We start from the raw sequence: 19,611 nt of genomic DNA, 5'->3' as shown, positions 1-19,611 counted from the left end.
TTCATCATGTCGAGCGCGAACCTGGACGCCGATGTTCTGGTTGTGGGTGCTGGCCCTGCAGGCTTGGCCTTGTCTTGCGCGCTGGTGGATGCGGGATGGCGAGTTCAAGTCTTCGAGCAGGCTGCGGCGGAGCGTTTGGCGGAGCCTTCCGACGATGGGCGCGAAATTGCGTTGACGCATCGCTCGCGACGCATCTTGGAGCAATTGGGGTTGTGGCAGCGCTTTCCGCCGCCGGAGCCCTTGCGTTTGGCGACCGTGCGCAGTGCCGGCACGCGCCGCGTGCTGCCTTTCGAAGCCCGCTCAGAGGGCCGCGAAGCTTTGGGCTGGTTGGTTGGCAATCACCACATTCGTGCCGCCTGCTGGGCCGGCGCCCAAGAGCGGGGCATTCCGATTCACACCGGCGTCGCGGTGACGGGCCTGGATCGGGGCGCGCATGCGGCGCGCATTCATTTGGCTGACGGCCGGGCTCTGAGTGCACAGCTCGTGGTGGCGGCCGACAGTCGCTTTTCCAATCTGCGTCGACTGGCGGGGATTGGCGCGCGCAGCTTGGACTTTGGTCGCTCGGCTATTTTGTGCCCCTTGGGCCACGACATCCCCCACGGCGGGGAGGCTCAAGAGTGCTTCTTGGCAGGGCACACATTGGCTTTGCTCCCGATGCCGGGCCAACGGGTGTCAGCGGTGTGGACCGTTCGCAGCGACGCGGTCGCCGAACTGATGGGGCTGCCAGAGGCCGAGTTTGCAGCTCGCGTTGAGGCGGCCTGCGAAGGGCGATTGGGGCCCATGCGGGTCACCGGCCAGCGCCAGGTATATCCCTTGGTTGCGGTCTACGCTCATACCTTTGCGGAGCGACGATTTGCGCTCGCGGGTGATGCCGCTGTGGGCATGCATCCAGTCACGGCCCATGGCTACAACTTCGGGCTTTACGGCGTGGAAACCTTGGTGACGGAGTTGGCTCGCGCGAAGCATGGGGGTGCTGACGCGGGCGATCCGGAAGCGCTTGCCCGGTACGCGCGTGCGCATCGGGTGGCCACTCAACCCATTTTTGAGGGCACCAATGCCATCGTTCGGCTCTTTACCGATGACCGCATGCCGGCCCTGTGGCTGCGGCGCGCGGTGCTGGACGTGGCTGCCCACTTTCCACCGGTGCGCTGGGCTATTTCACGACAACTGACGGGGGTTTGAGGTCCGTTTGGTTGGGCGGACCGTTTTCCCGCTCAGCTCAGGAGGGATCCTCCAGTCGCACAATGGCGATGGAGAGGTTGTCTCCGCCCCCTTGCGCGCGTTGGCGGGCTTTGTTGATCAAAACCTCTGCCGCTTCACGAGGGGGCAAACTGTGCAGCACCGTGCCCAACTCGCGGTTGTTGAAGTAGTGCCACAGTCCGTCGCTGCAAGCCATCAAGGTGTCACCGACCTCAAGGTCCCAAATCATGCTTTCGACTGGATCGGGATCCTGAACCGTCCCCAAGCAAGCGGTTAGCAAATTGGACTGCGGGTGTGAATTGGCATCGGCCTCGGTGAGAACGCCTTCATTGACCAGTTTTTGAACGTAGGACTGATCAAGTGTTCGGCGCATCAGATTGGCACCGCGGAAGTGGTAAATCCTTGAGTCGCCCGTGTGCAGCCAATGACAATGGCGATCCGGCGTGACCAAAAAAGCCGCCAGCGTGCTGTGGGGCTCTTCTTCTGCAGACAGCGCCGTCAGCTTGATCATCAGGTGCGCTTCCGAACAAAGCTGCCGGAGCAAATCGCCGGCATCTTCATCCTCGGGTGCAAAACGCTCAAACAACTGGTTGGCTGTCAACAGCACCTGATCGGCAGCCTTGCGGCCCCCGCTCTTGCCGCCCATGCCATCCGCCACCACGCCAAGAACACAACCCTGAACCCGGGGATGGGCCAACACGGCGACTTGGTCTTGCTGATACAGACGGTCGCCGCGGTGAATACCGGTCGCTGCGACCATTCGCAAAGTGGGTTTTGGCGGACGGATACCAAGTGGAATCACCATCCAGTGATCCTAGTGCATCAGCGGCTGAACATGTAAGCAAAAGCAGCCAACGCGCTGTGTCCGATCACCAAAATTTCCACCAGGGCTTGGTGGCGACAACCTGACCAGGGAGGTGGCTGCTATTGGGGAAGTTTTTCCGTAGCACCCGCAGGGCGTCTTCACTCAGGCCTTTGAGCTGCAGGCGCTCATAGGCTTGGGCCATGATGGCCAGTGCTTCCTCGGCTGCCGGTGCGTTGGGGTAGTCCGTCAACGCGGTCTGGGCGCGATTCACCGCCGCCACATTGGCGCCTCGGGTCAGGTAATAACGGGCAACATGCACTTCGTGTTGCGCCAGGGTATTCAAAATGAACGCAATTCGAAGCCGTGAATCCTCGGCATATCGCGATTGAGGGTGTTTCTCGACCAGTTCACGGAACGTTTGCAGTGCGTCGCGCGAGGCTTGCTGGTCACGCTCCGCGAAGTCCTGGCCAGCAAAACGACCCAGGAAGCCCAGGTCCTCGTTGAAGTTCACCAGCCCCTTGAGGTAAAGAGCGTAATCAGCCCCCGCGCTGGACGGGTAGAGCTTCAAGAACCGGTCCAGCGTCGCCAAGGCTTGGGCCTTTTCCCCGCCCTTGTGCTGAGCCCAAGCGAGCTCCAGCATCGCTTGTTGACCCATCAAGGTGCCGGCCGCACGTCCTTCAACGCGCTCCAGCAGCTTGGTTGCCTTTTCATATGAACCGGACCGCAACTCATCTTTGGCCTCTGCATACAATTTATCGAGACTGGCCTGGGAGTTGGGGTCGTCTTTGGGCGCGCTGCCGCACGCCGCCAATCCGACCAGGGCGCACAACGCCCAACGACGCACAGACACCATTTTTCCAAGCCGCTTCGGCAACGCGATGGTTGCAAGAGTGAAGGGGCGCTGGGCTCGGGGCTGCGGGGCAGCAACAACACGCAATTCGGACATTGAACAGCCGGCAGGTCGGCACAACAAAATGAGTGGCGAAAGTATAGATACGTCCGAGTTCGAGATGGAGGACGATGCGGCGCCCACAGAATCGCTGCTCCGTTTGGCTCGCAGTTGGGAGGGTGTCGTCCTGCCCGAGTGGGCCGGGTGGAGGTTGGACAAAGCCTTGGTGGGCCTGTACCCCGGCGCCTCTCGCTCGCATTTGCAGAGCTTGATCGACGAGGGGCGCGTCGTATTGGAGGGGGCCGCTTGCACAGTCGCCAGCCGTAAGTTGCGGCCGGGGAGCCGGCTGGCGGTGGAATGGCGCTTACCGGTCCATGCGGTTCCGTTTGAGGCCGAAGCCATTCCAATCCCGGTGGTTTACGAGGATGCGCACCTGCTCGTGGTGAACAAGCGTGCGGGTTGGGTGGTTCATCCAGCCGCTGGCAATTGGTCGGGAACCTTGCTCAACGCGCTGTTGGCGCACCATGCAACGGCGGCCAGTTTGCCGCGGGCGGGAATCGTTCACCGATTGGACAAAGACACGTCGGGTCTCATGGTGGTGGCCAAAGATATTGAGACCTACCACGCGCTGGTGGCCGCCTTGTCCGAGCGGCAGGTGGGGCGGGAATACATGGCGTTGGTTCATGGGCGCGTGCTGGCCGATCGGACGGTTGAGGCACCGATAGGACGGGATCCCCGAAACCGCGTGCGAATGGGCGTGGTGGCGGGTGGGAAGCCCGCTCGTACGGACTTTGTGCCACTGGCGGCCGGGAAGGGGCACTCGCTGCTGCATTGCATCTTGCACAGTGGGCGCACGCATCAAATTCGGGTCCATGCCGCAAACATGGGGTGGCCCCTCGTGGGCGATGCGCTGTACGGGGGGCGGTCAGAGGGTGAGCTCCTCCGCCAGGGATTGCACGCGGCCCGTCTGAAATTGATGCATCCGGTGACGGGAAAGTTCTTGGTGTGGGAAGCAGCGCCCCCGGCCGATTTGGCGATGGCCTCGCAATCTTTGACGGGTTGGAGCGGGGAGGGCCTTCCTTCCGCCTAGAATGCGGGCCTGTTGGCCTTTCGCGCCGTCCGTGAGGGCGCGCCCGAGGCCGGGGCGGGTCAGCAGTCGATCCGCAAAGCGCCCTGAGGCCTTTCGGTCGCCCGAGGGCCAGGAATCTAGTCCGCGATGCCGCGGCGCAGGGGTTCAGTCCTGCTGGTTTCAGAGGTCATGGAAAGTCAAGCTTCGCAGCCGAAGTCCATTTTGGAAGCGGCGCTGCTCTGTGCAGCGCAACCCATGTCCGTCAAGGACATGCAGTTGTTGCTGGGCGAAGAATGCTCCGCGGCCGCCTTGCAATCGTTGCTCAGTGAGATTCAATCGGATTGGGCCGATCGCGGCTTGGCGCTCGTGGCCTTGGCCGGTGGATGGTGTTTTCAGACGCGGGCGCAAATCCGCTCGGCGATGGAGAGACTGCATCCCGAAAAGCCCCTGAGGTATTCGCGGGCGGCCATGGAGACGTTGGCCGTCATCGCTTACCGCCAGCCGGTAACGCGTGGGGACATTGAAGACATACGGGGCGTGGTGGTGAGCGCCCCCATCATGCGCCAGTTGGAGGAGCGGGGTTGGATCGAATCTGTAGGGCACAAGGAGGCGCCCGGGCGCCCAGCCCTGTATGCGACCACCCGTCAATTTTTGGATGACTTGGGATTGCGGGCCTTGAGTGATTTGCCGGCGTTGGATGCTTTGATGGCGGCCACGGAGCCGCTGCAAGCGAGCCTGTTACCCGACGAAGAGCGAACGTCTGCCCCGCACGCAGAAGTTGTAGCGGCCGCCGCGATTGCGGATGGGTCGCAAGATTTGGATACGGCCTTGGCCGTGACGATGCCCGCAGCCGTGATGCTGTCGAGCAATACCTCAGAGGAAGAACCCTCCCATCATGAGTGAAGACGTGCATACGCCCGACGCCACGCCCGCCGACGAATCGGCCCCTGTCAAGCCGAAAAAGCGCAGTCCGCGTGTCAAAAAGGCGGAAGAAGTTGTGACGACCGAAAGCGCACCGGCCGAGGCGGTGGAGGCGAGTGAGTCTGCGGCCCCGTCGCCTGCGCCGGCCAAGAAGCGGGCACCCGCGCGAAAGCGCAAGGTGGAGGCCGCCGAGGCCGTGGTTTCGGACGCCGTGGCGTCTGACGTGCTCCCTGCAGCGTCTGCGCCCCCGGTCGAAATGGCCCCAGAATCTGAGGACGGGCCGACGCTGGGGGCGGCAAACGACGCGAACCAGGACGGTGATTTGGCCGTCGCTGCGGCCGAAGGCCCCAGCTATGTGCTGGAAGCCGCTCAGGTGGAGGCCGCCCTGAATGAGCGCCTGACGGCCTTGTTGGCTGAAGGTGAGGCGCCGGCGGAAGACGAGCCGAGCGTGGCGCAGGAGCCCGAGAAGCGCGTTTTGGCGCCCGAAGCGGATGCGCCCAAGCTACAAAAGGTGTTGGCGCAAAGCGGCGTGGGTTCGCGGCGGGACATCGAGGCTTGGATTGCCGAGGGCAAGATCGAAGTCAACGGCCAGCCGGCCCACATCGGACAGCGCGTGTCGTGGGGAGACAAGGTCAGTGTGAATGGCAAGCCAGTCCGGATTCGGATTGCTCCGGGCTTGCCGCGGATCTTGGCCTATCACAAGCCTGTCGGCGAAATTGTGACTTTTAACGACCCTGAGGGTCGGCCCACCGTGTTCCGAACCTTGCCCAAGTTGCCCATGGGCAAGTGGTTGTCGGTGGGGCGTCTGGACATCAACACCGAAGGTTTGTTGCTGTTCACGAATTCAGGCGATTTGGCCAATCAATTGATGCATCCGCGCTTTGGTGTGGAGCGCGAGTATGCGGTGCGCGTGCTGGGTCAGTTGGAAGACGAGGCGCGGGCTCGCCTGCTGGCGGGGGTGGAGGTTGATGGCCAAACGGCGGCCTTCAAGAGTGTGGAAGCCGCGGGCGGTGAAGGCGCGAACCGTTGGTATCGCGTGGTCATTACGGAAGGCCGCAATCGCGAAGTTCGCAAGCTGTTCGATGCCATCGGGTTGACGGTGAGTCGGTTGATTCGCGTGCGCTATGGCAGCGTGGTCTTGCCTCTCGGCCTGAAGCGGGGTGTGTGGGTTGAGTTGGGCGGAAATGATGTCAAAGCCATTCGGCGTTTGGCCCATCCGCACGGTGATCGGGGCGAACGTATGGACCGGGGCGAGCGCCCGGAACGGGGTGAGCGCACAGATCGCAGTGACCGCTCCGAGGACACCCGGGGACCGCGAGGCCGTGGGCGTGAAGGGCAGGAGCCCAGGGACGGGCGGGGACCGCGGGAGGGCCGCGAGCAACGCCCGCGCGACGAGGCGCAGCGCCTCGATCGGTCGCGTCCGGCAGAGCCCCGGCGTCGCCCTGATGAGGACGACGACTACATGCCCCGGGACATCAACCCGCTGGAGCAAACCTTCGACCGGCGTCATGCCAAACAAAAGCGCGGTTTCCCCATGGGCTTTGGTCATGGCGGGAGTGCGCCGGACGACCAAGGGCCTCGCGGTGGGCGCGGTGGCGGGCGAGAGCCCGACCCGATGCAAACCTCGGTCGGGTACATCGGTGCCGATAGCTTCCATCGTCGCCAGGGTGGTGGCGGTGGCGGAGGCGCGGGTGGCGGCAAGGGTGGGCGCCGCCGGCGCTAAAATCGCAAGCTTTGCCCAATTGGCTCAACTAGGAGAAACCCCATGGCTCTCGAACGCACCCTGTCCATCATCAAGCCCGACGCCGTTGCCAAGAACGTCATCGGTCAAATTTACGCTCGCTTTGAAGGCGCTGGCCTGAAGATCGCTGCGGCCAAGCTGACGCACCTGTCGCGTGCCGAAGCCGAGGCGTTTTACGCTGTCCACAAGGCTCGCCCCTTCTTCAACGACCTGGTGAACTTCATGATCTCGGGCCCTGTGATGATTCAGGTGCTGGAAGGTGAAAACGCCATCCTGAAGAACCGGGAGCTGATGGGCGCCACGGACCCCAAGAAGGCGGAGAAGGGCACCATTCGTGCGGACTTTGCTGACAGCATCGACGCCAATGCTGTGCACGGTTCGGACGCTGCCGAGACCGCCGCTGTGGAAGTGGCGTTCTTCTTCCCCGGCATGAACGTTTACAGCCGCTGATCGGCAGGCTGAGATGACGGCAATCAATCTGCTCGGGTTTGACCTGGAGGGCTTGGTTGCCTTTTGTGAAGGGTTGGGCGAGAAGCGCTTCCGCGCTGTTCAACTCTTTCGCTGGATTCATCAGCGCGGAATCGCCGACTTCGCGCAGATGAGCGACCTGGCCAAGTCCTTGCGCGAAAAGCTCGCGGGCGTGGCCGAGGTTCAAGCCCTGTCCGTGTTGTCCGAGCAGCGCTCGTCAGATGGCACGATCAAGTGGCTCTTCGATGTTGGCGGTGGCAATGCCGTCGAGTCGGTTTACATCCCTGAAGACGATCGGGCGACGCTTTGCATTTCGTCTCAGGCCGGTTGCGCGGTGGGTTGCCGGTTTTGCTCCACGGGGCATCAGGGCTTCAGCCGCAACCTGAGTACGGCAGAGATCGTCGCCCAACTGTGGTTTGCTGAGCACCTGTTGCGCCGTGAAGGCCATGTCCGTGATCAGAGTGGCCGGGTCATCAGCAACGTCGTCATGATGGGCATGGGCGAGCCGCTGCAGAACTACAGCGCCGTGGTGCCGGCACTGAAAACCTTTTTGGACGACCATGGCTACGGGTTGTCGCGTCGACGCGTTACGGTTTCGACCTCGGGCGTGGTGCCCATGATCGACCGCCTGCGTGAGGATTGCCCTGTGGCTCTGGCGGTGTCCTTGCATGCACCGGACGACGCGTTGCGCGACCAGTTGGTGCCCATCAATCGCAAGTACCCGATTGCCGACTTGCTGCAGTCTTGCAAGCAGTACCTGAGCGCCGCGCCACGTGACTTCATCACCTTTGAATACTGCATGCTCGATGGGGTCAACGACAGTGTTGACCAAGCCCGCGCATTGGTGGACTTGCTTCGGGGCAAAGTGCCTTGCAAACTCAACCTCATTCCCTTCAATCCTTTCCCTGAAAGCGGGTTGAAAAGGAGCCCGCGTGAGCGGGTTCAAGCGTTTGCGGACGTGCTGATTCAAGCGGGCATCGTGACGACGGTGCGCAAGACGCGGGGCGATGACATCGATGCGGCGTGTGGTCAACTGGCGGGGGAGGTGAAGGACCGCACCCGTGCCCAAGAGCGCATGACGCGTGCGCCCGTGGTGGTGCACCGGCCCACACGACGGATTTCGTGAAGAATCCGGTTCTTTGCCAATCAAGAGGCGCGCGATGCTCCGTGTCAGTTGGGTCTTGAGTGTTTTGTTGGGGCTGAGTGCTTGTGCTCAACAGCCCTCGGCGTCAGTCCAAGAGCCGCGGACGCCCGTGGACGCGAGCGAGGTGGAGCGCCGAGCCGCCATGCGCATCGAGTTGGCCGGGGGCTACCTGCAGCGCGGGCAGTTCAACGTGGCCTTGGATGAAGTCAAACAGGCGCTGGCCCTGAAGCCGGATACGCGGGAGGGATTGAACCTTCGGGCGCTCATCTTGGCTGCCATGGGTGAGCTCGCGGCTGCCGACGAAACGTTTCGGCGCACCTTAACGTTGTATCCGCAGGATCCGGACACCCTACACAACATGGGATGGGTGGCGTGCCAGCAGAAGCTGTGGAGCCGCGCCACCGAAAAATTTGATGAGGCCTTGCGTCAGTCCACCTACCGCGCTCCCGCGCGGACTTGGTTGGCCAAGGGGGTATGCGAAGCGAGGGCCGATCATGTGAAAGCGGCCGAGGCCAGCCTGATGCGGGCTTTTGAGCTCGACCCCAGCAATCCCACGGTGAGTTTCAGTCTGGCCGACGTGTTTTTCCGTACGCAGCAGTGGGAACGAGCCCGATTCCAGACTGCGCGCGTCAATGGGCAAGCCGCGACGGCGAGCAGTTTGTGGCTGGCGGCGAAAATTGAACACCGCCTGGGCAATCGACCTGGCGTGACGGAATGGGGGCAGCGCCTGCTGCGTGAATTCCCCCAGTCCTCTGAGGCCGATGCGTTCCGTGAGGGGCGGTTTGAATGAGCGCTGGGGCTGACGCAGTGATGGGAGCGGGCGCGAAACTGAAGGCCGCCCGCCTGCAGCGGCAACTGAGCTTGGCCCAGTTGGCCTTGCAGCTCAAAGTGCCGGAGGGGCGCTTGGCAGCCCTGGAAGCCGAGCGCTGGTCTGACTTGCCTGGCGGGCCCTATGCCCGGGGATTGGCGACCGCAGTGTGTCGCGCATTGAACGTGGAAGCCGCTGCGGTCTTGATGCTGATGCCCGGTGCCGCACCGGTGGCGCTGGAGCGCGTGCATGAAGGCTTGAACCGCCCCTTCCAGGAGCGTCCCACGGGGCTGCAGGGCGGCAGTCGCCCTCTGGCAGGGGCGGCGCTGCTGATGCTGAGCGTCGCGCTGGGTATTTGGAGCTGGCAGCGAGGCTGGTTGGAATCGTTGGGGCCGTCTCCGGCGAACTCCCCGCAGGAGGCCGTCGCGGCGGCCGAGGAAGTGCGGCATGTCGAAGCGCCGCTGGTTCCGCCTGACACGCCGCCCTCTGTGGCCCGTGCGCCGGCTTCGGTTGTGCCGTTGTCCGCCACGTCCACGGCTGCATCGGCACCGATCCAGCCGGCCGCCAGTGCGTCCGAGCCGCTGCAGGTCGCGACCAGGGCGTCAGATTCCGCGTCCACCGGACCCAGTCTGACCCCGAAGGCCAGTCTCGATATCGTGGCGCGCGACACGACCTGGGTATCGGTGTCGGACGGGACGGGGACTTCGTTGATTTCCAAGATGATGACCCGTGGCGAGCGCCTGCAATTGGATTTACCGGCAGGACCGCTGCGTGTGGTGCTGGGGAACGCCGCCGGGGCGGAGGTTCAGTGGCGCGGTCAGATCCAAGACCTTTCTGCTTTTTACGGTGTCCGAGTGGCCCGTTTGACCCTGAATTGAGTCGGCCGTGACCAATCATGAAATGCCCGTCGTGGCCCAGCCCATCCCTGCACGTCGCAGCCTCCAGGCGCGGGTCGTTTGGGGGGCTCGATGCGTCACGATCGGGGGCGATGCACCGGTGCGTATTCAGTCGATGACCAATACCGACACCGTGGATGCAATTGCGACGGCGATTCAAGTCAAAGAGTTGGCGCTTGCCGGATCTGAGCTGGTGCGTATTACGGTGAATACGCCGGAAGCCGCGGAGGCTGTACCTTTCATTCGGGAGCAATTGGACCGCATGGGGATTGATGTCCCCTTGGTGGGTGATTTCCACTACAACGGGCATCGCTTGCTGACGGACCACCCCGCGATGGCCCGCTGCTTGAGCAAGTACCGCATCAACCCGGGCAACGTCGGCAAAGGCGACAAGAAGGACCGCCAGTTTGCCCAGATGATTGAGGCGGCACTGCGCCACGACAAGGTGGTGCGAATCGGGGTGAATTGGGGGAGCCTGGATCAGGAGCTGTTGGCCGGCTTGATGGACGAGAACGCCCGACGCGCTCGGCCTTGGGATGCGAGCTCGGTGATGTATCGGGCCTTAATCGACTCCGCGTTGCAATCGGCCGCCTATGCCGTTGAACTGGGCATGGACCCAGCCCAAGTCATCATCAGTTGCAAGGTCAGCGGGGTGCAGGACCTGATCACGGTGTACCGGGAGCTCAACCGTGTCACGCGCCATCCGCTGCATCTGGGGCTGACCGAGGCAGGTATGGCCACCAAGGGCACCGTGGCATCAAGCGCTGCGCTGTCGGTGCTGCTGCAGGAAGGCATCGGCGACACCATTCGGGTGAGCCTGACACCACAGCCGGGCGAGGCGCGCACGCAGGAGGTCGTGGTTGCGTCTGAAATTCTGCAAGCTTTGGGGTTGCGAACCTTCAATCCCAGCGTGACGGCTTGTCCGGGGTGTGGCCGGACGACCAGCACAACGTTTCAAGAGTTGGCCAAACAGATTGACGACTTCTTGCGTGAACAGATGCCGGTCTGGCGGGCTCGCTATCCGGGCGTGGAAAAGCTGAAGGTGGCCGTAATGGGATGCATCGTCAATGGCCCCGGGGAGAGCAAGCATGCCGACATTGGCATCAGCTTGCCGGGGACCGGAGAAGCGCCAGCGGCCCCGGTGTTCGTTGATGGTGAAAAGGCTTTGACCCTGCGTGGCGACGGGATCGCCCGTGAATTCCAACTCTTGGTAGAGAACTACATTGAGCGCCGCTATGGCGCGACTCCATCCGCATGACTGAGCTGAAAAAGCCCGAACCCCTCAAGGGTGTGAAGGGCATGAATGACACGTTTTCGCCCGAATCTGCCCGCTGGGAGTGGCTGGAAGCGCACATGCGCGACTTGCTGCGCCTGTATGGCTATCGCAATGTGCGGACGCCCATGGTCGAACCCACGGCCCTCTTTGTTCGGGGCATTGGAGAGGTCACGGACATCGTTGAGAAGGAGATGTACACCTTCACCGACAAGCTCAATGGCGATGAGTTGGCCTTGCGGCCCGAAATCACCGCGGGCTTGGTGCGGGCCGTCATCGAACACAACGCCCTTTATGACGGCCCGCTGCGGCTGTGGTCCATTGGGCCAGTTTTTCGCCATGAACGCCCCCAAAAAGGGCGCTACCGCCAGTTCTACCAGTTGGATGTTGAGGCCATGGGCTTTGCCGGCCCAGATGTCGATGCTGAATTGATTTTGCTGACGCGGGCCCTGTGGCGCCGACTGGGGCTCAAAGAAGGGGTCGACATCCGCCTGGAGCTCAACAGCCTTGGTGAGCCCGCGGAGCGGGCCGCTCACCGTGCAGCGCTGGTTGCCTATCTGGAGCAGCATCAGGAGCAATTGGACGCGGATGCCCGCCGGCGGCTTCACACCAATCCGCTGCGTGTGTTGGACACCAAGAACCCCGCCCTTCAAGAAATGGTGGAAGCGGCGCCCCAGCTCTTGGATTTCCTCGGCGAGGAGTCTCTCGCCCATCTGCAGTCGGTGCGCGCGGTTTTGGATGGGGCGGGTTTGGCCTACACCATCAATCCCCGTCTGGTGCGGGGCCTCGACTACTACAACCGCACCGTGTTTGAGTGGGTCACACCGCACTTGGGCAGTCAGGCGACAGTCTGTGGCGGCGGGCGCTATGACGGCCTGATTGCGCAGTTGGGTGGCAAAGGAGCACCCGCTGTCGGTTTCGGACTGGGCATGGAACGGCTGCTTTTGCTTCTCGAAGCCCTCAACCTGGTGCCCAGCGAGGACGCCCCTGATGCCTATGCAGTCGTGCCCGAGGTAGCTGAACTGCCACAAATTTTTCCCGTGTTGGAAAACCTGCGCGCTGCAGGCTTGAGCGTGCAAATGCATGCGGGTGGTGGCAGCATGAAGTCCCAGTTCAAACGGGCCAATAGCAGCGGCGCGCGGTACGCCCTGATCTTTGGTGGCGATGAGCTGAGCCGTGGCGAGGTGACAGTCAAACCCCTGCGCGAGGACGGCGCCGCCCAATTCAGCCGCCCCTTAGCGGAAGTGGCCCACTGGGCGCTTCAGTTACGGACCGCATAATCCGGCCCGCTCTATTCATAGGCTGATGCCATGGCGACTTTCGATCTCGAAGAACAAGAACAACTCGACAATCTCAAAGCCTTTTGGGCCAAGTGGGGCAACCTGATCACCACCCTGGTGACTTTGGCCCTATTGGCCTTTGCGGGTGTCAACGGATGGAATTGGTGGCAGCGCGAACAGGGCCTCAAAGGCAGCGTGCTCTATGACGAAATCGAGCGCGCCCATGAGGCCAAGGATGCTGACAAGGCCTTGCGCTTGTGGCAGCAAATGCAGGACAAGTTGCCGCGCACGACCTATGCCGGGCACGGTGCTCTCTTGACCGCTCAATCATTGCAGGAGGCCGGGAAGTCGGACGCAGCGATCCCGGTGCTGGAATGGGCGATTCAAAAAGCCCAACCCGATGCGTTGGGTGAATTGGCGGCCCTGCGATTGGCCGGGTTGCATCTGGAAGCGAAGCGCTTTGAGCCGGCGCTGGCCGCCCTGGACAAGGTGAAGTCAGACGCCTTCGCGGCCCTGGCAGCGGACAAGCGCGGTGACGTGGCTCAGCTTCAAGGCAAGCTGGACGAAGCCCGCAGCCAGTATTCCAAAGCCTTCCAGGGGTTGGCTGAAGATCAAGGCTATCGCCGATTGGTGGAGGCCAAGTTGATGGCGCTGGCTGTGGACCCCAGCACCTTGCAGAAATCGGAGAAACGTTGATGACGAGGATTTCTCAGCGGTTGGCCGCCGCAGCCATCGTCACGACGGCGCTGGCAGGTTGCTCATGGTTCGGCAGTGATGCGCCCAAACCGGCTGCTTTGCAGGCAGTGACGCCCACCATCGCGGGGCGGGTGGTTTGGTCGGCCAAGGTGGGGGACGTGGATTTCCCCTTGAGTGTGGCGGCAACCACGGACCGGTTTGTGGTGGCAGATGCCAGCGGTCAGGTGCGGGCGTTCCGCTCGCAAGATGGGGCGGTTCTGTGGCAGGGCGATGTCGGCGGCAAGGTGGCCGCGGGCGTTGGCAGCGATGGTCGTTTTGCGGCGGTGGTCACCCGAGATTTGGATCTTGTGGTCATGGACGCGGGCCGTGTGCTTTGGCGTAAGCGCCTGACCTCAGCCGTTGCGACAGCCCCCTTGGTGGCGGGCGAGCGGGTGTTTGTCCAGGGGGTGGATCGTGTCGTGCATGGATTTGATGCGCTGGATGGCCGCCGCTTGTGGGAACTGAAGCGTCCCGGCGATGCGCTACTGCTGGCACAGCCTGGGGTTTTGGCTGCGTTCAAGGACACCCTGATCGTGGGGCAAGGCGCCCGGATGGCGGGGGTGGACCCGCTTCGAGGGACCTTGCGCTGGGAAGCGAACGTGGCCTCTCCTCGCGGAACCAATGAAGTCGAGCGACTGGCTGATTTGGTGGGGCCGGTGGCGCGTCAGGGGGACGTGCTGTGCGCTCGTGCCTTTCAGGCAGCGGTGGGGTGTGTCAATGCCCAGCGCGGCAGCTTGGTTTGGAGCCGTCCCAGTGCTGGTAACTTGGGGGTGACCGCTGATGACCGTGCGGTGATCGGGTTTGATGCCAGCGACCGTCTGACCGCCTGGCGCACCGAAAACGGTGAAACGCTCTGGACCAGCGAGGACTATCAGCTCCGACGCTTGACCGCTCCGGTGTTGGCTGGTGCGGTGGTGGTGTTTGGCGACTTCGAAGGGCAGGTGCACTTCCTGGCACGTGACACGGGCAAAGCGCAACTGCGGGTTGCCACTGGCGGTGGACCCTTGGTGACCCCCATTGTGCGGTCGGGAACGACCCTGCTTGCGGTGGCGAAAAACGGTGGCGTGTACGCGCTCCGGCCGGAGTGATCGGGACCGCATGAAACCCGTTATTGCCCTCGTGGGCCGCCCGAATGTGGGCAAGTCCACGCTGTTCAACCGCTGCACCAAGACGCGAGACGCCATCGTGGCGGACTTTGCTGGTCTGACGCGCGATCGCCACTACGGCGATGGCCGCATGGGCAAGCGCGAATACATCGTGATTGACACGGGTGGTTTTGAGCCCACCGCGGAAACCGGCATCATCAAAGAGATGGCCAAGCAGACGCGTCAAGCGGTGGCTGAAGCGGATGCGGTGATCTTTGTTGTGGACGTTCGAGCGGGTCTATCTGCGCAGGACCATGACATTGCCAGCTACCTACGCACCACGGGTAAGAAAGTGCTGCTGGCGGTTAACAAAGCCGAAGGCATGCGCGACGCGCCTGCCTTGGCAGAGTTTTACGAATTGGGCATGGGTGAGCCCATCCCGGTGTCCGCAGCGCATGGTCAGGGCATTCGAAGCCTCATCGAGTTGGCGCTCGAGGGTTTTGAAGAAGCTGAGGACGAGGACGAAACCCCCGAAGCCGATCGCCCGATCCGGTTGGCCGTTGCTGGGCGCCCCAACGTTGGGAAGAGTACCCTCATCAACGCGTGGCTGGGCGAAGAGCGCTTGGTTGCGTTTGACATGCCCGGCACCACCCGCGACGCCATCAGCGTGCCCTTTGAACGCGACGGACGAAAGTTCGAGCTCATCGATACCGCGGGCCTACGTCGCAAAGGCAAAGTCTTTCAGGCTATTGAAAAATTTTCCGTCGTAAAGACGCTGCAGGCCATCGCGGATGCCCATGTGGTGTTGCTCTTGATTGATGCCACACAGGGCGTGTCGGACCAAGACGCACACATTGCCGGTTATGTTCTGGAAAGTGGGCGGGCCGTGGTGATTGCCATCAACAAGTGGGACGCGATTGACAGTTACCAGCGACAAATGCTGGAGCGTTCCATCGAGGCCCGCCTGTCGTTTTTGAAGTTTGCGCCCATGGTGAACATCTCGGCGCTTAAACGGCAAGGCTTGGGCCCGCTCTGGAAGGCGTTGGGGGAGGCGCATGCCTCGGCCTTCAAGAAGATGAGTACGCCGGTGCTAACGCGCCTTGTTCAAGACGCCGTGCAGCATCAACAGCCCCAGCGCGTTGGGGCGTTCCGCCCCAAGCTGCGGTATGCCCACCAGGGCGGAATGAATCCGCCGATTGTGGTCGTCCACGGCAATTCCCTCGAGCATGTGAGCGAGTCCTACAAGCGCTATCTGGAGGGGCGAATCCGGGCTCACTTTGGCTTGGTGGGCACACCGATGCGCATTGAAATGCGCAGCGGCGACAACCCCTTCGATCGCGATTAACCCTTTCGGGTCAAGGAATCTTTCTTGACCTTCGGCACGGTCGGGCGCCTGTGATAAGGTCCGCGCCAGTGCCCACCACAACCAACACGGAGCATATCGTGAGCAATAAAGGCCAACTGCTGCAAGATCCCTTTTTGAACCTGCTGCGCAAAGAGCACGTGCCGGTGTCCATTTATTTGGTCAATGGCATCAAATTGCAGGGCCAAATTGAATCGTTCGACCAATACGTGGTGTTGCTGCGCAATACCGTGACACAGATGGTCTACAAGCATGCCATTTCGACCGTGGTGCCTGGGCGGGCTGTGAGCTTTCAAGCCGCTGACGCTGACCATTGATCGTCGATTGCTGTTTGGAGCTGCGCCTGAGGGCGAAGCTGGTTGACAGGCGCTATGAGCTCTAACGAACCTGCCCGCGTGGTGCTGGTAGGGGTCGATGTGGGTCGCGATCCCGACTTTGACGATACCCTCGATGAGTTGGCGTTGCTCGCCTCCACTGCCGGTGACGTGGCGGTGGCGCGAGTTATTGCCCGGCGCAAGGCCCCTGATGCCGCGCTCTTTGTGGGCAGCGGCAAAGCAGACGAAATCAAAGCGCTGGTGATCGGCGAGCGCGCGGAGGCGGTGCTCTTCGATCAAGCCCTGTCGCCCATTCAGCAGCGCAATCTGGAGTCACATCTGGGTGTACCCGTTGCGGACCGTACCGCGTTGATTTTGGAAATCTTTGCCCAGCGGGCTCGCAGCCACGAGGGCAAATTGCAGGTCGAGTTGGCGCAGTTGCAGTACCTGGCGACGCGGTTGGTGCGTCGGTGGAGTCATTTGGAGCGGCAGCGCGGCGGGATTGGCACACGAGGCGGCCCGGGCGAGCGGCAGATGGAGTTGGATCGTCGAATGATTGACGATCGCATCAAGCAACTCAAAGCCCGATTGGCCAAGGTCGAGAAGCAGCGCAACACCCAGCGCAAGGCGCGGGCCCGCGGAGGCCAATTGCGCGTGTCGTTGGTGGGCTATACCAATGCCGGGAAATCGACCCTGTTTAATGCCCTGACCAAGGCGGGGAGCTACGCGGCCGATCAGTTGTTCGCGACCCTGGACACCACCACACGCACGCTGTATTTGGGATCCGACACCCCCCAAGCACTCCTGTCCGATACCGTCGGGTTCATTCGAGATCTGCCGCACAAGTTGGTCGAAGCCTTTAAGGCGACTCTGCAGGAGGCGGCGGATGCGAACCTGTTGCTGCATGTGGTGGATTGCGCGTCGCCCGTGCTGCTGGAGCAATGGGAGGACGTGGAGACCGTGCTGTCGGAAATTGACTGCGCGGATACCCCGCAAATCGTGGTGTTCAACAAGATCGATCGTTTGGAACCGGCGGCTCGTCCACGTGCGATGGTTGATGCTGTGCAGCGTCCCGATGGCCGCCGCGTTCTAAGGGTGTTTGTAAGCGCCTACAGTGGCGAAGGGATCTCTGAGCTCCGCCATGCTGTGGCAGCTGTCGCTCGGGGAGAGGATCCCTTGGCGACTTTGCCCGTGGAAACAGCCCCTTTGCTCTTGATGCCAGTTGCATCGCCCCCATCTTTGGCCTGACGTTTGAGTATTGAGGACCGAATGAGTGCACCTTCTCCGTTGAACCCCAGCTCGCCCTGGGCACGATTCCGCAGCCGCCTGAGCGGGCTGTGGGCGCAGCAAGACGGCCCTCCAGATTTGGACGAGCTTTGGCGTGATTTCAAGCGCAAGCTGGGGCTCTTGGTTCCCGGTTCCAGCGGCGACTCGGGCGGCCCCAAAGGGCCCTCGTCGGGTGATGGGCGTGCCGCCGGAGCGGGACTGGGGCTCATCTTGGGGGTCTTGGGTTTGGGTTGGCTGGGTAGTGGCTTCTTCATTGTTCAAGAAGGCCAACAGGGGGTCATTACCTCCTTCGGCAAGTTCGATAAGACGGTGGAGGCCGGCTTTCAGTGGCGGTTGCCCTATCCGTTTCAAGCACACGAAATCTTGAACGTGACGCAATTGAGGTCGGTCGAAATTGGCCGAAACAACGTCGGCGCCGCGACGGGGCTGCGTGATTCCTCCATGCTGACGCAGGACGAGAACATCGTCGATATCCGCTTCACGGTGCAATACCGGTTGAAGGATGCGCGCGAGTTCTTGTTTGAAAACAACAAGCCTGACGAGGCTGTACAACTCGCTGCCGAATCGGCCGTGCGTGAGATCGTGGGCAAGTCCAACATGGATTCGGTGCTCTACGAACAGCGCGATGCCATCGCCAACGATTTGGCGAAGTCTGTTCAGGCTCAATTGGACCGCTTGAAAGCAGGTGTGCTCATCGTGAGCGTCAACATGGGCAGCGTGCAAGCGCCTGAGCAAGTGCAAGCCGCTTTTGATGATGCCTTCAAGGCGGGCGCCGATCGTGAACGCTTGAAGAACGAAGGCGAAGCCTACGCCAACAACGTCATTCCCACGGCCAAAGGGACCGCGGCCCGCCTGCTGCAAGAGGCTGAGGCCTATCGTTCGAAAGTCGTTGCCATGGCGGAAGGTGATGCGCAGCGCTTCCGGGCCGTGCTGACGGAGTACCAGAAGGCGCCTGCGGTGACACGGGACCGTCTCTACACGGACACCATGACGACCGTCCTGTCGAACGTGAGCAAAGTGATGGTGGATGCACGCAGCGGTTCCAACTTGCTGTACTTGCCGCTCGATAAATTGATGGGCCAAATGGGCGCATCGCCAACGAGCACAAACCCGGCGACCCCCACCACGGTGGTGGAGGTTCCCGCGACTTCGCCCGCCAATGACCCTCGGTCGCGCGACGGAACGCGCACCCGCGATCGCGACAGCCGCTGAGCCCAGGACACTGCAATGAATCGAATCATCTCTCTGGTCTTTGGCCTTCTGCTCGCCTTCATGGTGGCGAGCTCGACCTTGTTCATTGTGGACCAGCGGCAGTTCGCTGTGGTTTACGCGCTGGGTGAAATTAAAGAAGTGGTGACCGAACCGGGCCTGAAATTCAAGATGCCCCCGCCGTTCCAAAACGTGGCCTATTTGGATCGTCGCGTACAGACCTTGGACAGCCCCGTTTTCCCTCCAGTCTTCACGGCGGAAAAAAAGAGTCTTGTGATTGATTGGATGGTGAAGTGGCGGATCAAAGATGCTCGCCAGTTCATTCGCAACAGCGGCCCCGTGATTCAGCAGCTCGAATCGCGCCTGAGTCCCATCGTCCAAGCCGCACTGAACGAAGAGGTGACCAAACGCACCGTGGGTGCCGTCCTGTCCACGGAGCGGGATGCCGTCATGCGCGATGTCGCTAAACGTGTGGAAGGGGATGTCAAGGCCTTCGGGATTGAGATCGTTGACGTGCGAATCAAGCGGGTCGACTTCGCGGCCGGTATCACCGACTCTGTATACAACCGCATGGTGGCGGAGCGTAAGCGCGTCGCGAACGAATTGCGCGCGACTGGCGGAGCAGAGGCTGAGCGCATCAAAGCCGATGCGGATCGTCAACGTGAAGTCATCCTGGCGGATGCCTACCGCCAGGCGCAAATCATCAAAGGCGAGGGCGATGCGAAGGCGTCGGCCCTGTATGCAGATGCCTTCGGTCGGGATCCAGCATTTGCCCAGTTCTACCGGCAGCTGGAAGCCTACCGTCGCACGTTCCAGCAGCGCAGCGACATGATGGTGCTGGACCCCAACAGCGAGTTCTTCAAAGCCATGCGAAGTGGTGGCCCCGGCGCCCCTTCCGCGCCGGCGACTCGTAAATAAGCCATGTGGGAGACATTGGGGTGGGCTCTGGGAATGGTGCTGATCTTTGAGGGGCTGATGCCCCTCATCAGCCCGGGGCAGTGGCGCGCCGTCTTTTCCCGTCTGCTTCAGTTCAACGACGGGCAACTTCGCTTTGTTGGCTTGCTGAGTGTGGGATCCGGCCTTCTCACCTTGTTGTGGCTGGCCTGAAGTCCGCTGCGGGCTTA

Annotated in this window: 20 protein-coding genes; 18 read left to right on the top strand and 2 right to left on the bottom strand. The window is 62.1% G+C overall.

The window, feature by feature from the left end; all coding sequences use genetic code 11:
- The first annotated feature begins 6 nt into the window (after positions 1 to 6).
- Entirely contained in the window at positions 7 to 1,182 is a 1,176-nt protein-coding gene (gene ubiM, locus I7X43_RS11645) for a 5-demethoxyubiquinol-8 5-hydroxylase UbiM (protein WP_198101109.1), read from the top strand.
- A 37-nt stretch (positions 1,183 to 1,219) separates the two neighbouring features.
- On the opposite strand, the gene I7X43_RS11640 is transcribed toward ubiM, so the two are convergent.
- Together I7X43_RS11640 and I7X43_RS11635 are read right to left on the bottom strand one after the other, a co-directional pair.
- On the bottom strand, positions 1,220 to 1,960 hold the full coding sequence (locus I7X43_RS11640; RefSeq protein ID WP_246480368.1) for a PP2C family protein-serine/threonine phosphatase: 741 nt from the start codon (positions 1,958 to 1,960) through the stop codon (positions 1,220 to 1,222).
- Positions 1,961 to 2,069: 109 nt separating this feature from the next.
- A complete protein-coding gene (locus I7X43_RS11635) occupies positions 2,070 to 2,858 on the bottom strand; it encodes an outer membrane protein assembly factor BamD (protein WP_198101107.1) in 789 nt (262 codons plus the stop codon).
- Between the two features lie 121 nt (positions 2,859 to 2,979).
- On the opposite strand from I7X43_RS11635, the gene I7X43_RS11630 reads away from it, so the two are divergent.
- The 17 genes from I7X43_RS11630 to I7X43_RS11550 all read left to right on the top strand — a co-directional run bounded on the left by I7X43_RS11630 (position 2,980) and on the right by I7X43_RS11550 (position 19,594).
- Positions 2,980 to 3,984, top strand: a complete 1,005-nt coding sequence (locus I7X43_RS11630; RefSeq protein WP_246480367.1) for an RluA family pseudouridine synthase — start codon at positions 2,980 to 2,982, stop codon at positions 3,982 to 3,984.
- 168 nt (positions 3,985 to 4,152) lie between these two features.
- The gene (gene scpB / locus I7X43_RS11625; RefSeq protein ID WP_198101106.1) at positions 4,153 to 4,866 is read left to right on the top strand and encodes an SMC-Scp complex subunit ScpB; all 714 of its coding nucleotides are present in this window, start codon (positions 4,153 to 4,155) and stop codon (positions 4,864 to 4,866) included.
- Complete coding sequence (locus I7X43_RS11620) at positions 4,859 to 6,607, top strand: pseudouridine synthase (protein WP_198101105.1); 1,749 nt, start codon at positions 4,859 to 4,861, stop codon at positions 6,605 to 6,607. The genes scpB and I7X43_RS11620 overlap by 8 nt, the downstream gene beginning before the upstream one ends.
- Positions 6,608 to 6,649: 42 nt before the next feature.
- Positions 6,650 to 7,075 (top strand): nucleoside-diphosphate kinase, encoded by a 426-nt coding sequence (gene ndk / locus I7X43_RS11615; protein ID WP_198101104.1) that lies wholly within the window; start codon positions 6,650 to 6,652, stop codon positions 7,073 to 7,075.
- Positions 7,076 to 7,088: 13 nt separating this feature from the next.
- The gene (gene rlmN, locus I7X43_RS11610; protein ID WP_198101103.1) at positions 7,089 to 8,219 is read left to right on the top strand and encodes a dual-specificity RNA methyltransferase RlmN; all 1,131 of its coding nucleotides are present in this window, start codon (positions 7,089 to 7,091) and stop codon (positions 8,217 to 8,219) included.
- A gap of 34 nt (positions 8,220 to 8,253) precedes the next feature.
- Complete coding sequence (pilW, locus tag I7X43_RS11605) at positions 8,254 to 9,027, top strand: type IV pilus biogenesis/stability protein PilW (protein WP_198101102.1); 774 nt, start codon at positions 8,254 to 8,256, stop codon at positions 9,025 to 9,027.
- The gene (locus tag I7X43_RS11600; RefSeq protein ID WP_198101101.1) at positions 9,024 to 9,923 is read left to right on the top strand and encodes a helix-turn-helix domain-containing protein; all 900 of its coding nucleotides are present in this window, start codon (positions 9,024 to 9,026) and stop codon (positions 9,921 to 9,923) included. The genes pilW and I7X43_RS11600 overlap by 4 nt, the downstream gene beginning before the upstream one ends.
- A 22-nt stretch (positions 9,924 to 9,945) precedes the next feature.
- Complete coding sequence (gene ispG / locus I7X43_RS11595) at positions 9,946 to 11,199, top strand: flavodoxin-dependent (E)-4-hydroxy-3-methylbut-2-enyl-diphosphate synthase (protein WP_198101173.1); 1,254 nt, start codon at positions 9,946 to 9,948, stop codon at positions 11,197 to 11,199.
- Positions 11,196 to 12,494, top strand: a complete 1,299-nt coding sequence (hisS, locus tag I7X43_RS11590; RefSeq protein WP_198101100.1) for a histidine--tRNA ligase — start codon at positions 11,196 to 11,198, stop codon at positions 12,492 to 12,494. Before ispG ends, hisS begins: the two co-directional genes overlap by 4 nt.
- A gap of 30 nt (positions 12,495 to 12,524) precedes the next feature.
- Entirely contained in the window at positions 12,525 to 13,190 is a 666-nt protein-coding gene (locus I7X43_RS11585) for a YfgM family protein (RefSeq protein WP_198101099.1), read from the top strand.
- Entirely contained in the window at positions 13,190 to 14,317 is a 1,128-nt protein-coding gene (gene bamB / locus I7X43_RS11580; RefSeq protein WP_198101098.1) for an outer membrane protein assembly factor BamB, read from the top strand. Before I7X43_RS11585 ends, bamB begins: the two co-directional genes overlap by 1 nt.
- 10 nt (positions 14,318 to 14,327) lie before the next feature.
- Positions 14,328 to 15,659 carry a ribosome biogenesis GTPase Der gene (der, locus tag I7X43_RS11575; RefSeq protein WP_198101097.1) on the top strand — a complete coding sequence of 444 codons (1,332 nt, stop codon included), beginning with the start codon at positions 14,328 to 14,330 and terminating at the stop codon, positions 15,657 to 15,659.
- A 98-nt stretch (positions 15,660 to 15,757) separates the two neighbouring features.
- The gene (hfq, locus tag I7X43_RS11570) at positions 15,758 to 15,994 is read left to right on the top strand and encodes an RNA chaperone Hfq (RefSeq protein ID WP_198101096.1); all 237 of its coding nucleotides are present in this window, start codon (positions 15,758 to 15,760) and stop codon (positions 15,992 to 15,994) included.
- Positions 15,995 to 16,048: 54 nt separating this feature from the next.
- The gene (hflX, locus tag I7X43_RS11565; protein ID WP_198101095.1) at positions 16,049 to 17,239 is read left to right on the top strand and encodes a GTPase HflX; all 1,191 of its coding nucleotides are present in this window, start codon (positions 16,049 to 16,051) and stop codon (positions 17,237 to 17,239) included.
- Positions 17,240 to 17,260: 21 nt separating this feature from the next.
- Positions 17,261 to 18,490: an FtsH protease activity modulator HflK gene (gene hflK / locus I7X43_RS11560; RefSeq protein WP_198101094.1), complete on the top strand. Its 1,230-nt coding sequence runs from the start codon at positions 17,261 to 17,263 to the stop codon at positions 18,488 to 18,490.
- Positions 18,491 to 18,505: 15 nt separating this feature from the next.
- Positions 18,506 to 19,405 (top strand): protease modulator HflC, encoded by a 900-nt coding sequence (gene hflC / locus I7X43_RS11555; protein ID WP_198101093.1) that lies wholly within the window; start codon positions 18,506 to 18,508, stop codon positions 19,403 to 19,405.
- 3 nt (positions 19,406 to 19,408) lie between these two features.
- The gene (locus I7X43_RS11550) at positions 19,409 to 19,594 is read left to right on the top strand and encodes a DUF2065 domain-containing protein (protein ID WP_198101092.1); all 186 of its coding nucleotides are present in this window, start codon (positions 19,409 to 19,411) and stop codon (positions 19,592 to 19,594) included.
- Positions 19,595 to 19,611 lie beyond the last annotated feature (17 nt).

Origin of the sequence: Inhella gelatinilytica, assembly GCF_016093295.1 — a bacterium.
GTDB classification, from domain to species: Bacteria; Pseudomonadota; Gammaproteobacteria; order Burkholderiales; family Burkholderiaceae_C; genus Inhella; species Inhella gelatinilytica.
The sequence above is the reverse complement of the archived record's forward strand: the minus strand, read 5'-3'. Positions and strand labels throughout refer to the sequence as shown.

What these genes read in the sequence shown, in the direction of transcription:
- ubiM (WP_198101109.1), top strand. Translation starts at nt 7, where the DNA reads ATGTCGAGCGCGAACCTGGACGCCGATGTTCTGGTTGTGGGTGCTGGC.
- I7X43_RS11640 (WP_246480368.1), bottom strand. Translation starts at nt 1,960, where the DNA reads ATGGTCGCAGCGACCGGTATTCACCGCGGCGACCGTCTGTATCAGCAA.
- I7X43_RS11635 (WP_198101107.1), bottom strand. Translation starts at nt 2,858, where the DNA reads ATGGTGTCTGTGCGTCGTTGGGCGTTGTGCGCCCTGGTCGGATTGGCG.
- I7X43_RS11630 (WP_246480367.1), top strand. Translation starts at nt 2,980, where the DNA reads ATGAGTGGCGAAAGTATAGATACGTCCGAGTTCGAGATGGAGGACGAT.
- scpB (WP_198101106.1), top strand. Translation starts at nt 4,153, where the DNA reads ATGGAAAGTCAAGCTTCGCAGCCGAAGTCCATTTTGGAAGCGGCGCTG.
- I7X43_RS11620 (WP_198101105.1), top strand. Translation starts at nt 4,859, where the DNA reads ATGAGTGAAGACGTGCATACGCCCGACGCCACGCCCGCCGACGAATCG.
- ndk (WP_198101104.1), top strand. Translation starts at nt 6,650, where the DNA reads ATGGCTCTCGAACGCACCCTGTCCATCATCAAGCCCGACGCCGTTGCC.
- rlmN (WP_198101103.1), top strand. Translation starts at nt 7,089, where the DNA reads ATGACGGCAATCAATCTGCTCGGGTTTGACCTGGAGGGCTTGGTTGCC.
- pilW (WP_198101102.1), top strand. Translation starts at nt 8,254, where the DNA reads ATGCTCCGTGTCAGTTGGGTCTTGAGTGTTTTGTTGGGGCTGAGTGCT.
- I7X43_RS11600 (WP_198101101.1), top strand. Translation starts at nt 9,024, where the DNA reads ATGAGCGCTGGGGCTGACGCAGTGATGGGAGCGGGCGCGAAACTGAAG.
- ispG (WP_198101173.1), top strand. Translation starts at nt 9,946, where the DNA reads ATGCCCGTCGTGGCCCAGCCCATCCCTGCACGTCGCAGCCTCCAGGCG.
- hisS (WP_198101100.1), top strand. Translation starts at nt 11,196, where the DNA reads ATGACTGAGCTGAAAAAGCCCGAACCCCTCAAGGGTGTGAAGGGCATG.
- I7X43_RS11585 (WP_198101099.1), top strand. Translation starts at nt 12,525, where the DNA reads ATGGCGACTTTCGATCTCGAAGAACAAGAACAACTCGACAATCTCAAA.
- bamB (WP_198101098.1), top strand. Translation starts at nt 13,190, where the DNA reads ATGACGAGGATTTCTCAGCGGTTGGCCGCCGCAGCCATCGTCACGACG.
- der (WP_198101097.1), top strand. Translation starts at nt 14,328, where the DNA reads ATGAAACCCGTTATTGCCCTCGTGGGCCGCCCGAATGTGGGCAAGTCC.
- hflX (WP_198101095.1), top strand. Translation starts at nt 16,049, where the DNA reads ATGAGCTCTAACGAACCTGCCCGCGTGGTGCTGGTAGGGGTCGATGTG.
- hflK (WP_198101094.1), top strand. Translation starts at nt 17,261, where the DNA reads ATGAGTGCACCTTCTCCGTTGAACCCCAGCTCGCCCTGGGCACGATTC.
- hflC (WP_198101093.1), top strand. Translation starts at nt 18,506, where the DNA reads ATGAATCGAATCATCTCTCTGGTCTTTGGCCTTCTGCTCGCCTTCATG.
- I7X43_RS11550 (WP_198101092.1), top strand. Translation starts at nt 19,409, where the DNA reads ATGTGGGAGACATTGGGGTGGGCTCTGGGAATGGTGCTGATCTTTGAG.